We start from the raw sequence: 14,189 nt of genomic DNA on the forward strand, positions 1-14,189 counted from the left end.
ATGGCGCCCGGAACGTCACGTTCCGGGCTTGCAGAGGATTTAGTCGGCCGCTTTGATCTCGGAGACCACACGCGAGTAGGCACGCTGAGCATCACCGACGTTGCGTAGCTGCTCGTACGCCATCATCTCGTTCGGTGTCATGCCTAGATTGGGGAACTGCTCGATCAGCGCGGGATCGAGTGCTTCCATCGCCGCTTGGTTGGGAACCTTGTAGAGGATGTTCTCGCTTGCCCAACGGTGATTGTCGGCGTCGAGCACGTAATTGACGAACTCGTAGGCCGCTTCCTTGTTCTCCGACCCCTTGAGAATCACCATCGTATCCACCCACAGGTCGGAGCCTTCCTGGGGGACCACGTATTCGATGTCAGCGTTTTCGGCAATGCCGTAGTTGCACCAACCATCCCAGGCATGGACCAGTTCGGCTTCACCGGACACCAGCTTGGCGTAAAACGTCGTATCGTCGTAGGCCAGCAGGCTTTCCTTCGCCTCTATCAAAAGATCGCGAACTTCGGCGAGTTTATCGGGATCGGTTTCGTTGACGGAGTACCCCTTGGCGAGAAACCCCGCTCCGAGGAGCCAGCGGTCGGTAGCCAGCATCGTGGTTTTACCCTGCAGTTCGTCACTGGGGTTCAGCAGGTCTTGCCAGGAGTCGGGCTGCCCTTCGACCAGATCGGATCGGTAGCATAAGCCGGTGGTGCCCCAGGTATAGGGAACCGAGTATTGATTTCCGGGATCATGTGCCAGTTCGGTGGCTTCAGGGTACAGGTTGGCGAGATTCGGGAGCCGTTCGTGATCCAGCTGCTCTGCCAACCCCATGTTTTGCAGGACTTCCGCGAAAGGCGATGACACGAAGACGACATCATAGCCTCTGCCATCGGAGGCGATGAGCTTGCCCATGATCTCTTCATTGGTACCGTGCAAGACGAGTTCGGCGTCGTTGCCGGTGGCTTCCGTGAAGCTATCGAGGGCCTCGGGTGCCATGTAGCCATCCCAGTTGGAGATGACGAGCTCGTCGGCGGCGGCCATGCCGGCACTGCAAGCAAGGCCGGTACCCAGTAGCAGTCCAACGCTGGATCGAAAACGCTGCATGTCGATTCCTCAATGTTGTTCTTGTGTCGCTCTCCGGCCATGCATTCGTGCCGGAAGTGAGTCGGTGGTCAATACCTGTCGTCCACCCTGTATGCTAGTATTAATCAAAACAAAGATACGTCAATGTGTATTCGCTGTTCTTTTTCACTACCGGCTGTCGTGCGATCTTCAGCCTTTTCATGGGAGTGCTTGCATGGCTGACAGTCGCCGGAACAGTCGACAGAATCATATTGCCCTGGCGCAGCAGGTGATCGGTGTCGTGTTGGAGCGGGGGATGAATCCGGGCGATCACCTCCCCGAACAGGTCTTTTCCGAAGCCTGTGGAGTTTCCCGGACGCCCATTCGTGCAGCATTCAAGATATTGGAAGAGAAGGAAATTCTCGCCTGGAAAGAGGAGGAGGGGTACTTCCTGGAGATCGGTCAGGCCGACGGGCTGACCGAGGCGGCTCATCGGCTCGAGGATATGGAGGATTCTCTGGCCCAGAGAATCCTGTCCGATCGAGCCGATCGTCGTATCGGTGATATTCAGTCCATCAGCGCATTGGTACGGCGCTATAATGTGACGAGAAACTCAGTATTAAATGCGTTAAAAATACTGTCTCGTGATGGTGTGGTCACTCAATTGCCGGGCCGGTCATGGGCATTCCAGCCGATGTTCGATACGCCAAAAGCCGTCGATGAAAGTCTGGCGTTCCGCCTCACGATCGAGCCCCAGGCCATCCTCGCACCGGGATTCGTCATGGATATCAAGAAAGCGGGGTTGCTCAAGATGCGGATGCAGGAGCTGCTTGATACGCAAGAGGGGCACATTACCAGTACCGGCTTCTTGCGGCTCGATACCGAATTCCACAGTTTCATTGCCGAGTGTTCAGGCAATCGTTTCGCCCGTGGTGCGCTCCTGGCTCACCATCGGTTACGTCGTGCGACCCAGAAGGATATTTCCATTCCCGATTTCCGGTTGCGGCAATCGCTGGATGAACATCTTGAAATTCTCGACAGCCTCGAGCGGCACCAATTCGAGCTTGCGGCAGACCAAATGGTGCTTCACCTTCGCCGCTCGCGAATCCGGCGCCCGGAAGCGGCCAACCGCGGCATACCGCCACTGATGCGAGGAGCGCGTCAATGAGTCATCCACGAGTGATCGCGCTGTTTCCCGAGGCAAGCTTTGGTGCTGCGTTGAACTGTGTCGGTATCGCACAGCAGTTGCGCCATATGGGCGCCATACCGGTATTCCTGTGTCACCCCGGTTTTACCGGTATGTTTGCCGAATATGGATTCAAGGAGTACCACCTGCCTGCTCCCTCCCAGGTGCAGGCGCAGAAGAACGAAGACTATTGGCAGGCCTTCATCAATACGCACCTTCCGCATTTCAACCTCGACGCCGAAGAGCAGTTGCCGACCTACGTCGCGCCTACCTGGGAAGCGATAGTGGATACGGCGATTGATGCCGAAGCCGGGGTCGAAAGCCTGCTGGACCAGATTCGTCCCGATGCCATACTGCTCGACAATGTCATCATGTTCCCCGCCATCGTCCGTTCCGGCTATCCCTGGATACGCATCGTGTCATGCGCCGAAACCGAGATCCCGGACCCCAATGTACCTCCTTATCTATCCGGGTTGGCGCCGGAAGATGACGCTGCGGTGACGCGTTTCGAGCAAACCTATTTGAATGCGACGGAATCGGCGCATCGTCGCTATAACGCGTTTCGGAAGTCCCGGGGTTTGCGGCCGCTGGCTCCCGGCAACTTCCTGGAGAATTCGGACCGGCTGAACTTGCTGCTGGCCCCAAGTGCCGTGCGTTATTCACGAGCGCGCCCCCTGCCGCGGGAGCGTTTCGTCTTTCTGGAAGGTTGTGTCAGGGAGGAGTCACGCTTTGATCCGCCACAACTGCCGGCCGACGACGGGCCGCTGATCTACATGAGTTTCGGTAGTCTGGGAGCGATCGACACCGACCTGATCGGCAAGATGATCGACACGTTTGCAACGTTGCCGGCACGCTTCATGGTCAACGTCGGCGGGTTCCTCGAGGCGTATCAGCATGTGCCGGACAATGTGTATCTCGGCAGTTGGTTTCCGCAACCTTCCGTCGTGGAACAGAGTGCGCTCTTCATCCACCACGGGGGCAACAACAGCTTCTGCGAGGCCCTGTTCCACGGCGTACCCTCGCTGGTCATACCCTACTGCTGGGATGGACACGATAATGCGCAACGGGCCCAGGCGACAGGCACGGGGCGTCGCCTCGACCGGACGACCTGGTCGCCTGACACCCTCCGCGAGGCCATCCTGGCGCTGCTGAACGATACGCCGATGGCCGCCAGGCTCCAACGAATCTCGCGCGAGATGCAGGCTGAACCGGGGGCAAGGCGCGCTGCCGAAGCGGTCATGGCGGCCATCGACGTATCGCACTGAACGCTTACGGTCGACAGACGTAATAGTCGTTCATGATGTCGTGCTCCAGTTGGTGAACCTGAATATCCCGGAAACCGGCCTCTTCGAGGTAAGCGAGGGCTCGCTCGCGGCCCCACATGGTGCCCAGGCCGTCGCCGCCCTGGGCCAGCGATACCGTCATGCAGTGGCTCACCGATACGGCGTACAACATCGCGCCCAGCGGATGTCCACTATCCAGGTGATGGTGGCTGGAGCCGTGAATGTCCTGCACCAGGTAGGTTCCCTCCGCGGTCAGCGTGCGATGAATGCCCTTGAGCAGGTTGCGCGGCCGGGCCTGATCGTGGATGCCGTCGAAGGTGGTGACCAGGTCGAAGGCGTCGGGCTCGGCGGTGACATCGAAGTCGCTGAGATCGCGTACCTCGAAGGTCAGGTTGGTCAGTCCGGCATCGGCGGTCTGCCGGCGTGCCCAGTCGATGGCCTCCGCGGAGAGGTCGTAACCGACGAAACGGCTGGCCGGAAACCGTTCGGCCATCGCCATCAGCGCTTTTCCCCGGCCGCAGGCACAGTCGAGCACCCGGATACCCTTGTCGAGTCGCTCGGTCAGCCCCGGAGCCAGCGGCAGGATCTGGTCGAACAGGGCCGGCAGTACGGTCTGGCCGCTGTCGCTGGCCATCACCTCATGGAAGCGTGGATAGCGGGAGTAGGGCACACCGCCGCCTTCGCGGAAACAGCGCACCACATCATCCTCTACACTTCCCAGTAAGGCGATGAATTGTGCATAGACGGCCAGGTTGACCGGCCCCGTATCGGTCAACAGTTCGGCGCGTTCGTCCGGCAACCAGTAGGTGGCGGTTTCCGGATCGGTTTCGATCACATTGCCGGCGACCATGCCGCCCAGCCACTCACGCACATAGCGTTCATTCAGGTCGGTGCGTTCCGCCAGCGCCTGGCTGGTGAGGGGTGGTGTTCCCGCCAGCGCCGATAACAGGTCGGTTCGGTGGCCGATCGAGATCAACAGCATCAGGCCGCTCTGGTTGAGTGCCTGGACCAGCCGGGTCTCGAAGGTATCGGTATCGTCCTGAGACGATGTTTGAACAGCGATATCACACATGACATACGCCTCTTGTCGTTGAGTTGTAAGAATAGGGCCAGGACAAGAGTACGCCCGCGACCCCGGCATCACGCAGGCGCATTGCGACGCAATCGGGAGTTTTCTGCCATGAGTCAACTTACCGAACCCGCCGGCACGGCCGCCACCATTGCGCTCCTGGCCGGACCGGATGCCACGGCCTCCACGCTCTATGGCATGTACGACCTGTTGGGTTCGGCTGGTCGCGACTGGGAATTCCTGACCAACGGCCGGATGGGCGTGCCGTTGCTGAAGCCAATGATCGTTTCCTGCGATGGCCGTGGCTTTCGTGCCCCCAACGGGGCCTGGATCGAGCCGGATGCCGCCCTGGATGACTGCCGCTCGCCAGCGGTCGTCTGCATTCCTGATCTGTTCATCGCGCCTGACGCGAGCCTCGAAGGCTATGCGGCGGAAATCGCCTGGCTGCATGCCTGCCAGGCCCAGGGAGCGCTGCTGGCTGCGGCATGCTCCGGCGCGCTGCTGCTGGCCGAGGCGGGGCTGCTCGATGGCCAGGACGCCACGACCCACTGGGCCTACTGCGAGGCCATGGCAAGACGCTTTCCCAGTGTGCGGGTGCACGCGCAACGCACTTTGGTGGTCACCGGCGAAGGGCAGCGACTGATCATGGCCGGCGGCGGCACCTCCTGGGTCGATCTGGCACTGTTCCTCGTCGCCCGGCTGGTCGGGATCGACGAAGCCATGCGTCTGGCGCGCATCAACCTGATCGACTGGCACCAGGACGGCCAGCGCCCCTATGCGGCACTGACCACCGCCCGCCAGGTCACCGATGCCTGTATCACGCGCTGTCAGGTGTGGGTGGCTCAGCATTACGACACGCACTCGCCGGTGGCCGGCATGATGGCGCTCAGCGGCCTGACCGAACGCTCCTTCAAGCGGCGCTTCAAGGCCGCTACCGGCATGACGCCGATGGACTATGTGCACACCCTGCGACTCGAAGAGGCCAAGCAGTACCTGGAAAGCGGCGACGATCCCATCGATGCCATTGCCGAACTGGTCGGCTATGCCGATCCGAGCTTCTTTCGGCGGCTGTTCGGCCGCCGGGTGGGCCTGACACCGAGCCAGTATCGGCGGCGTTTCCGCAGCATGCGGTTGCGATTGCAATAAGCGGTGACTCCGATGTCGATTCGGCCGCCCCCGAAACGACTACGATTACCCGCAGCCAATGACGGACGATGCGGGCCACTCGACACACAGGAGCACGATGATGACATACGTGGATGGATTCGTTGCCGCCGTACCCACGGCCAACCGTGAGCAATACATCAAGCATGCCCGCGATGCCTGGCCGGTATTCAAGGATTACGGCGCACTGAAAATGGTGGAGTGCTGGGGTGATGACGTACCGGACGGCGAAGTTACCTCCTTTCCCATGGCGGTGAAGTGTCAGGCGGATGAAACGGTGATTTTCTCCTGGCTGGTCTGGCCGTCCCGCGAGGTCAGAAACGACGCGATGCCAAGAATCATGGCGGATCCTCGCCTGCACCCCGACAAGAACCCCATGCCCTTCGACGGCAAGCGGCTGATCTACGGCGGGTTCGACGTCGTTCTGGATGAATGAATCACCGGTACACGGGAGAATACCCATGTTTCAGCAAGTCACGCCCTGCCTGTGGTTCGACGGGCAGGCGGAAGACGCCGCCCGGTTCTACGTCTCGCTGTTTCCCGATTCGCGCATCGAGCGCGTGATGCGTTCACCGGCCGAGACCCCGAGCGGTCCGGCCGGCTCGGTGCTGACCGTCGAGTTCACGCTGTCCGGTACGCGGTTCGTCGGCCTGAACGGCGGCCCCGAGTTCCCGTTCACCGAAGCGGTCTCGTTCCAGATCGCATGCGCGGATCAAGCCGAAGTCGACCGGTACGGGGACGCACTGTCGGAAGGCGGCACGGAAGGGCCGTGCGGCTGGCTCAAGGATCGCTGGGGGCTCTCCTGGCAGGTCGTGCCCACCCGGCTTCACGAACTGCTGACCGATGCCGACCCGGAGCGCGCCCGCCGGGCCATGGAAGCGATGCTGACGATGCACCGACTCGATATCGCCGAACTGGAACGCGCCGCGGACGCTGAGACGCCTCAGTGATGAAGAACGTCGCCGCAGGGAAATAGACTGGAAGTCGCAACGATCATCAACGGGTGAAACCATGCGACTCGAAGGCTCTTGCCACTGCGGCGCGATTCGCTTCAATGTCGAATCGCCGCATCCGTATCCCTATCAACGCTGCTACTGCTCCATCTGCCGCAAGACGGCAGGGGGCGGTGGCTACGCCATCAACCTGAGCGGTCGCGCCGACACGCTCCAGGTCGAAGGTGGCGAGCACAAACAATGGTTAGGTCCGGAAGAAGATAATGCCTGAACCCGGGGCACATGCGCTATTTCCCTATCGAGGTCACAGGAACCTCGACGGTCGCAAGCACATTGTAGATACCTTCTTGCGTCTGCAGGGCTTAACCACAGAATTCTAAAGTTATCGCACACAATGCCGAAATATACTTTGGAGAGCATTGGAGACTTCTTGGGAAGTGCCATGGAATCGGCGACCGACCTCTGGTGCACGAAGGATTGTGCGACGGCGCATCGTTGATACACGTTGACTGATGTGATCACTCCTTTGCCCTTGCTACTGCTCACAGAGGCAGAGTGAAAAATTCGATATTACGCAAGGGAACCTCATGAAACAGTCTATATGTGCACTGGCCGTTGCCTGCTTAATGGTGGGGCTGAGCGGTTGTTCATCCTATCAGCAGCGTAGTCAGATGGATGATTTTAATACTGCGTGGATACAGGGGGATTACCTCGGTGCCGCCGAAGCGATGGAGCCCGAGCTAAGTCTGACCGGGGAAGATAAGGCCGAGGACAAGCAGTTATTGGAACTGCTTCATCAGGCGGAAGCGTATCGTATGGCCGGCGACCCGTCTCAAGCTGTCGAGCTTTATGACAAGGCGGAAGTCGGCATGAAGTTGGATGATACCAGTGGTTTGTCATCCAACCTTCTCGAAGGTGGCATGTCAGTGTTGATCAATGATGCCGAGCGTGATTACACCCCCATGTTGTCCGAAGCAGTACTGGTCAACACCTACAAGGGACTGGCTTTCTTACAACAAGGCAATCGGGAGCTCGCCCGTGTGGAGTTTAACCGTGCCGACGACAGAACCCGCCGCGCTGTAGAGACCTTTGCGGAGGAGATTGCACTCCAAAAAGAAGCACTGGAAGCAGATGAAGGAAAACAGCAGCAGTCGATACGAGAGAGTCTTGAGAATGAGTCGCTACAGGAGAGTGTTGCTTCCAACTACGAGGAAATCTCTCAATGGAGCGTCTATCCGGAGTTCATCGTTCCTTCTGCTACCTATCTGCATGGGCTATTTTTCCTCGCTAGTGGCGAACACGGTGATTTGGACAAAGCCAGTACGTCGCTGAAACGGGTTGCCGCCATGTCACCCGACAACCGGAGGCTAGCTGCAGATGCCGAACTGGCTGAAGATCTGGCGGCTGGCCGTACAACTCGAGATTCCGAGACTCCAAGGGTATGGGTTGTCTACGAGAACGGTCTGGGGCCGGTGGCGCGTGAAAGCCGCTTCGATGTACCTCTGATGTTATTGCATGGCAATACCACCAGCCCTGCCTACACCGGCATTGCTTTGCCACGCTATGCCGATAGGAAGCCGGTCCACCAACCACTGACTCTGGTCGATGATTCGGGGGAACGTCATCAGCCTGAGCCATTTTCAGCAATGGGCAAAGTCGTTCGTACGGAGATGAAGGCGCGTTTCCCGGCAGTACTCGGACGTGCTGTTGCCTCGGCAACTCTCAAGGCGGTAATGCAGAACGCTTCCGCCGAAGAGTTTGGTGCTGTGGGCCAGCTTGGCTCTGCCCTTTTCACTGCCGCTACCACACGTGCTGATTTACGTAGCTGGCAAGCTATTCCTGATCATTGGCAGGTGACCAGCCTCCCTCGTCCGGCTTCAGGGCAACTCGGGGTTGAGGAGGCCAGCGGCCATGTGGATGACATCTCTCTGCCGGACTGGCGTTACACCCTCGTTTACATCAAGCGGCCCAGTCAGGAAGGACCGGCACAGGTGTCGCTCATCGACCTGGAAGGTCGTCATGGCGGTGAGCAATTGTCTCTCTTCGGTACCAAGGACGCCGAAGGCCTTGTAGCTGATGCCTCTTGAATGAGTGGTGGTGTGACGCACCATCACGGCCCGATTATTTCTCTTCAATACGATTCAGGATATCAAGATGAAGAAGCTTGTTGTGTTCGTTACCTGCCTGGTCCTGCTGTTGGCTGGTTGTGCCACCCCTACCCGTTATGTCGATCCTGACAATGACCAGGGTGAGGTCAGCATGGAGTTGGATTACCGCGACTTCGAGAAAACCGCTCAAGAGACGGTGGAATCCATGCTGCAAAGTGGCGCCGTGGACAACCCTGATGGTGGACGTTACGTGCTAGTCGTCAGCCGTATTGTCAACGACACCATGCAGCGACTGGACACTGACCAACTAATCAAGAAAATCCGCGTTGATCTGCTGAACTCCGGCAAAGTGGTGACCACGACAGCCGTCGGTATCGATGGCGCAGAGGATGAGATGAATATGCTGTCACGATCTCTGCGGGATTCCGATGAATTCGATCAACGGGGTGTACAAAAGAAGGGAACTCTGCAGGCCCCGGATTTGAGTCTCTCCGGCAAGATTCTCCAACGTAACCGCAAGGTCGGCAGTGAACAGCAGGTGGAATACTACGTGCAACTCTCTCTTACTGATCTATCCAGCGGACTCGCCTTGTGGGAAGACGAAACTCAAGTCATCAAACGTGGCTCTGACGCCTCGGTAAGCTGGTAACCAGGAGGGGAGGGAGCATGTTCAAGCGTAACGTTATCAACGCTAGTGTTGTATTCGCTGTCATCTTTCCTGTTCTTGGCTTTGCCCAGGAGTTGTCTGAGCAGGCGGACAAGGCAGAGGAGGAGGCGTCGGCCACTCCACCTTCAGCGTTCTACTCGATCGATGAAGTATCGCAAAGTGACGAGAAGATCAAAGAGTTTCTGAACTCCCGCGGTTGGGTGCAGGGGGAATCCTCCAGCAATCCGGCAGAAGGCACGTTGGTCATAGGCAGTGCCGACATCGCCATGGATCCAGCTAGCATCGACTTCAGCCAAGCTCGGTTGGTCGCCACGGAAGAGGCATTCCTTCAGGCCATGGGTGAGTTGGTTTCTCAAGATTCGGTGCGTGTGGGCAAGAACATGGCAGATCAGTTCTTGCAAGATTCTCTACCGGAAGAGGTACGGGATACGACCAGCATGGCGGCGCTGGGTAAGGCCGTAGCGGGCCGATTAGCGGAGGCATCGGTGACGAAGCTGGACAATGTGATCCAGGAGTTGGGTGGGGACGCGAGTCAGCTACCTGAGCTCAATATCGCCGAAAGAAAGCAGCTGTTGTTTGATGAATTCGTTACTGAAACCACCTGGCGTGCCATGGGACAGCTCTCAGGTATCGGGGTCTTCGGTACCATCGAGGAAGTCGGTGGTGATGGTCCTGCCAATAATGGTCGGGTGAGCGTCGTCGTGGTCAAATCCGATCGCTTCAGCGAGTTCGGCAGACAGTTGCGTACCGGAGACGTGGCGCCTGGTCAGGCGATTCCCGTCGAAGATGTACAGGAACGTCTGAAATCGCAGATTGATGAGGGTACCCCGATGTTGGGCTATTTCGGTGTTCAACCGATAGTCGATGACGAAGGGCGTTACGGGCTCATGTCGTTTGGTATCGGCGCTCCGGCATTGGTACGCGACAGCATGGATGAGTTCGAAATCAGTGCCGAGCTGGAAGCCTCCCGGACGAGTGCGCAGATGATGGCTGACGGCTGGCTGACACAATTCGCTAGCATGACAGTGCAGGGGCAGCGCGAAAGTTCCAAACGCAAGTTACGCGAACAAGTGCGTGAGACGCGCGGCGACGGTAGCGCCAGGTTGCTCACAGAGCAAGGCGTGGGTCGCATGGTCAATAGTGTCCTGCGTTCAGAGTCGGATAATCGACTGCAGGGTGTTCAAACCGTAGGTCAGTGGAATGCCACCGATCCGAGTACCGGGCATCCGTATCTGGGGTATGTCAAATACTGGTCTCCTAGTACGTCGGCGAAAGCTCAGGGTAAAACCGCTGATGATTCTACCGGTTCCGACAACGAGCAGGCAGAAGGTGATGCGGACACGCCGGCCAGCTCTCGTTCCACAGGATCGTTTGGAGAATGGTAATGGCAAAGCGACTGTGGATCCTCTTACTGTTGGCAGTACTATGGCCCTTGACGCTACAGGCGGACGTACAGACCCGGACCGTCCAAGCTGAATCCACAGGAACCAATCGTGAAGAGGCTATTTTTAATGCTCTCGGTGAGGCTGTGCGTCAAGTTCACGGTGCCCAGGTCAATGCAAGTCGGGAGGTGCGCAATTCCATGGAACGGCTCTCGGTTCGAGATAGTGACGGACGGGAGTCATCTGCCACCCACGAATCTCGCGTAGAGAGCGGAACCAAAGTCACAAGTGAGGGATTGATCAGTGGCTACCGGGTCGTGGATATCCAGTCAGCACCTGGCGGGGGGCAGCTGGCCAAGCTGGAAGTGGATGTTCCGGTGTATCGTGTACCCGGCAGCGGTGCACAAAGTAACCGGCGGCGGTTGGCCGTCTACCCGGTCGACATTGATAGCTCAACGTTGCGTCTTGGAGGGCAGTCTCTGAAGGCCGGCGATGTATCGCGACGACTGACTCAATCCATCGTCCAGGCCTTTGTCGGTTCTCGCCGTTTCAATGTTCTGGATCGTGATATGCGCCAGGCCATTGCGGCGGAAAAGCGTTTCGTGAACTCCAGCAATGTCCCTTTAGCCGAGAAGGCTATGTTAGGGCGTGAGCTCGGGGCTGACTATCTGGTCGTTGCGCGACTCACTGAACTGGACATGGACATGCGCGAGACAAGCAACTCGATTACCGGGGAGCGAACCCATGAAGGGGAAGGAGTCGCTACTCTGGAGGCCCGGGTCGTTATTCCTGCCACAGGCCAGGTGATGTGGAGTCACACGTTGAGTACTGACCTGGCTTCTCTGGGAATCAATGAGCCCGGTAGCCGCGGATTTTCCCAGAAGGTATATGACGGTCTTGGCAGTGAACTTACCTTTCAGGCCCTGAACGTGATTTACCCTGTAAGGGTCGTGGACAGTCAGAATGAGGAAGTCGTGCTTAACCAAGGTGGGATGATCGTCAAATCCGGACAGCGTTGGGCGGTTTACGACATCGGTAAGGCATACTCGGATCCTTATCATGGTGAGAGTTTGGGAGCTCAAGAAATAAAGACGGGGGAAGTGGAAATCACCCGTGTCGCTGAGAAGGTGGCCCATGCTCGCATTGTTAGCGGTGAAGTACAGGGGAATGGGCAGGTCCTTCGCCGTGTGGATGCCACCGGTCAAGCGACGCGTGAAGCGGAACGTGAAGCCTTGCGCGGCACCCGGAAGGGGGTCTGTCTTCCCATGGACCCTTGCTGATACGGACTAGCGACTGAGGATGTTGCCGTTTCCATCCCGTTGCCAGGGTAACAGAGCATCTATCTGGACCAGGAACCGCTCTCTGCGGGAGTCTTGCCTTGGTGCTCGGCTTGGGCGAAGGAGATCGGCTAGCGTAGTCGTTATGCAGCGTTTCCCTGAAGCAGAGTACGGTAGCTGACATCATCCGCTAAGCTGACCGTCAGCACCAAGTTCCATGTGGCAACAGCCGAGGAAAAATCGATGTTTGCCAAGTTATCCGTCAAGGTCACCGGTGAATCCCGCCAAGCAAGAAAGGCCCGCGAGATGTCGGTTCCTTCTTGCTTGGCGTGCGGGGAACGTGCTGTCTAGGTGGCTCCCGGCTCCTCTCGGAAGTGCTCCCGGGCATGGTGATACAGCACGCCGGCATAGCCGTTGCGTTGCATGACCTTGAGAATCTTGGCGGGGTCGCGGCCATCGAGGGCCTTGTGCAGTTTTGCCCGCTGCTCGTCATCGAGATATTCGTACCAATGGTAGGGCTCACCCCTGGCGTTGCTCCCTTCGGCTTTGCGTATCAGGTCGATTTCGATCCGTCCGCCATGGTGATACAGGATATCGTAGCCTTCCTGTAGGAGGGGTGTCGGCACATCGCTCGGCTTTTCTAGGCCTTCCAGTACATTGTAGTAGTAATAGCTCAACGGTTGCATGTGGCTCCTCCAGCGGTATGCCGTTGCTTATCCGTACTTGCTTGCTTTCCTGTGCTCCATGTTGCCTGAGAGATGGCGACCCGCTCAATTGAAAAAGGCAGCTCGATCCATACGATGAACTTCTTCCCGTTCGGCATCCGCCTGCCCGGCCTATGCCCTGGTCGATGTGGTCAACGCTTTTCAAGCCGCCGTTGGAGACTCCCAACGTTTTCTACCGGAAAGCCATATCGCCTTGCGCCAGGCGTTGTCCGTGCTGGATACCGAAACTGCGCTACCCGATCTGGTGGAGCGGTTACTATCGGCGGAGTGATCGGCAGGGCCGCCACGACGAGGTAAACAGTGTGGCTGCGGGCAGCTAGACTGGAAGCCGCAACGATCATCAACAGGTGAAACCATGCGACTCGAAGGCTCTTGCCACTGCGGCGCGATTCGCTTCACTGTCGAATCGCCGCATCCGTATCCCTATCAACGCTGCTACTGCTCCATTTGCCGCAAGACGGCAGGGGGCGGTGGCTACGCCATCAACCTGAGCGGCCGCGCCGACACGCTCCAGGTCGAAGGTGGCGAGCACAAGCACGTCTACCGGGCCGTGATCGACGGCGAAGCGAGCCCCGGCGAACGCCACTTCTGCCGGCATTGCGCCAGTGCGCTATGGGTCTACGATCCGCGCTGGCCGGAACTCATCCACCCGTTCGCCTCGGCCATCGACACCGACCTGCCGATACCGCCCGAGCGCGTTCACCTGCTGCTCAACAGCAAGGCCAACTGGGTGGACGTCGATGCGCGGGAACACGACAAATGCTTCGCCGGCTACCCCGAAGAAAGCATCGCCGAATGGCACCAACGCCTGGGGCTGGAAGAATTTTGCAGTTAAGGCTCCATTTGCCTAGTCTGGAAAATCAAGATCGCTTGAGGCGGCCTGCGGACCACCACACAACGTATGCAAGGGACTACCGCATAAGGATGGTGCGCCCTCACCATCGAACCATGCAGGGTAGGGGCGGTAGTGTGTCAACTCACCCCTGATGCCGGCTTTTGATCTCGCAGGAACGGCTTTAATGGCGATGCAGCGCCAGCCCTGCATCGGTGACACGGCTAATCGCGACTGAAGTCGCTCCTACAAGACCCGTGCTCCGGGAGCGGGTGGTTCTGGAGTTCGTAGGAGCGGTTTCAACCGCGATGCAGGGCGGTTAGCCCTGCCTGGGTGACACGGCTGATCGCGACTGAAGTCGCTCCTACAAGACCCGTGCTCCGGGAGCGGGTGGTTCTGGAGTTCGTAGGAAATGGGATGGACCCGTCCCTCCATGTGCCAAGATGAAGATTAACGCCATCTGCGTGTGCATGGGGCACCACACGGCATCTCGAAG

Annotated in this window: 14 protein-coding genes and 1 pseudogene; 12 read left to right on the forward strand and 3 right to left on the reverse strand. The window is 58.5% G+C overall.

From position 1 onward, the window contains the following. Positions 1-39 precede the first annotated feature (39 nt). Entirely contained in the window at positions 40-1,089 is a 1,050-nt protein-coding gene (locus FVV99_RS14490) for a polyamine ABC transporter substrate-binding protein (protein WP_148254790.1), read from the reverse strand. Positions 1,090-1,282: 193 nt separating this feature from the next. Between FVV99_RS14490 and FVV99_RS14495 the strand changes: the two genes are divergently transcribed. Next, complete coding sequence (locus tag FVV99_RS14495) at positions 1,283-2,215, forward strand: GntR family transcriptional regulator (protein ID WP_148254791.1); 933 nt, start codon at positions 1,283-1,285, stop codon at positions 2,213-2,215. Next, on the forward strand, positions 2,212-3,498 hold the full coding sequence (locus FVV99_RS14500; protein ID WP_148254792.1) for a nucleotide disphospho-sugar-binding domain-containing protein: 1,287 nt from the start codon (positions 2,212-2,214) through the stop codon (positions 3,496-3,498). The genes FVV99_RS14495 and FVV99_RS14500 overlap by 4 nt, the downstream gene beginning before the upstream one ends. A 4-nt stretch (positions 3,499-3,502) precedes the next feature. Here FVV99_RS14500 and FVV99_RS14505 read toward each other — a convergent pair whose 3' ends face one another. Next, positions 3,503-4,588, reverse strand: coding sequence for a class I SAM-dependent methyltransferase (locus FVV99_RS14505; protein WP_148254793.1), 1,086 nt, complete (start codon positions 4,586-4,588; stop codon positions 3,503-3,505). A gap of 108 nt (positions 4,589-4,696) precedes the next feature. Here FVV99_RS14505 and FVV99_RS14510 point away from each other — a divergent pair, with 108 nt between their 5' ends. The 8 genes and pseudogenes from FVV99_RS14510 (at position 4,697) to FVV99_RS14545 (ending at position 12,139) form a co-directional block, all read left to right on the forward strand. Beyond that, on the forward strand, positions 4,697-5,731 hold the full coding sequence (locus FVV99_RS14510) for a GlxA family transcriptional regulator (RefSeq protein WP_148254794.1): 1,035 nt from the start codon (positions 4,697-4,699) through the stop codon (positions 5,729-5,731). Positions 5,732-5,831: 100 nt separating this feature from the next. Then, the gene (locus FVV99_RS14515) at positions 5,832-6,185 is read left to right on the forward strand and encodes a DUF1428 domain-containing protein (protein WP_148254826.1); all 354 of its coding nucleotides are present in this window, start codon (positions 5,832-5,834) and stop codon (positions 6,183-6,185) included. Positions 6,186-6,210: 25 nt separating this feature from the next. Further along, the gene (locus FVV99_RS14520; RefSeq protein WP_148254795.1) at positions 6,211-6,699 is read left to right on the forward strand and encodes a VOC family protein; all 489 of its coding nucleotides are present in this window, start codon (positions 6,211-6,213) and stop codon (positions 6,697-6,699) included. Positions 6,700-6,760: 61 nt separating this feature from the next. Next, positions 6,761-6,937: pseudogene (locus FVV99_RS14525) on the forward strand (GFA family protein); the annotation flags it as partial. Positions 6,938-7,289: 352 nt separating this feature from the next. Beyond that, entirely contained in the window at positions 7,290-8,789 is a 1,500-nt protein-coding gene (locus FVV99_RS14530) for a COG3014 family protein (RefSeq protein WP_148254796.1), read from the forward strand. A 67-nt stretch (positions 8,790-8,856) separates the two neighbouring features. Beyond that, on the forward strand, positions 8,857-9,459 hold the full coding sequence (lpoB, locus tag FVV99_RS14535; RefSeq protein WP_148254797.1) for a penicillin-binding protein activator LpoB: 603 nt from the start codon (positions 8,857-8,859) through the stop codon (positions 9,457-9,459). 17 nt (positions 9,460-9,476) lie between these two features. Further along, positions 9,477-10,862 carry a DUF6844 domain-containing protein gene (locus FVV99_RS14540; RefSeq protein ID WP_148254798.1) on the forward strand — a complete coding sequence of 462 codons (1,386 nt, stop codon included), beginning with the start codon at positions 9,477-9,479 and terminating at the stop codon, positions 10,860-10,862. Beyond that, positions 10,862-12,139, forward strand: coding sequence for a CsgG/HfaB family protein (locus FVV99_RS14545; protein ID WP_161599008.1), 1,278 nt, complete (start codon positions 10,862-10,864; stop codon positions 12,137-12,139). The genes FVV99_RS14540 and FVV99_RS14545 overlap by 1 nt, the downstream gene beginning before the upstream one ends. Positions 12,140-12,483: 344 nt before the next feature. Here the strand turns inward: FVV99_RS14545 and FVV99_RS14550 are convergent, their stop codons facing one another. Continuing rightward, complete coding sequence (locus FVV99_RS14550) at positions 12,484-12,822, reverse strand: hypothetical protein (protein ID WP_148254800.1); 339 nt, start codon at positions 12,820-12,822, stop codon at positions 12,484-12,486. Positions 12,823-12,988: 166 nt separating this feature from the next. Between FVV99_RS14550 and FVV99_RS18555 the strand changes: the two genes are divergently transcribed. Then, a complete protein-coding gene (locus FVV99_RS18555) occupies positions 12,989-13,132 on the forward strand; it encodes a hypothetical protein (RefSeq protein WP_161599009.1) in 144 nt (47 codons plus the stop codon). Between the two features lie 84 nt (positions 13,133-13,216). After that, positions 13,217-13,696 (forward strand): GFA family protein, encoded by a 480-nt coding sequence (locus tag FVV99_RS14555; RefSeq protein WP_148254801.1) that lies wholly within the window; start codon positions 13,217-13,219, stop codon positions 13,694-13,696. Positions 13,697-14,189 lie beyond the last annotated feature (493 nt).

The sequence above is a fragment of the Aidingimonas lacisalsi genome (genome assembly GCF_008079445.1).
Classification (GTDB): Bacteria; Pseudomonadota; Gammaproteobacteria; order Pseudomonadales; family Halomonadaceae; genus Aidingimonas; species Aidingimonas lacisalsi.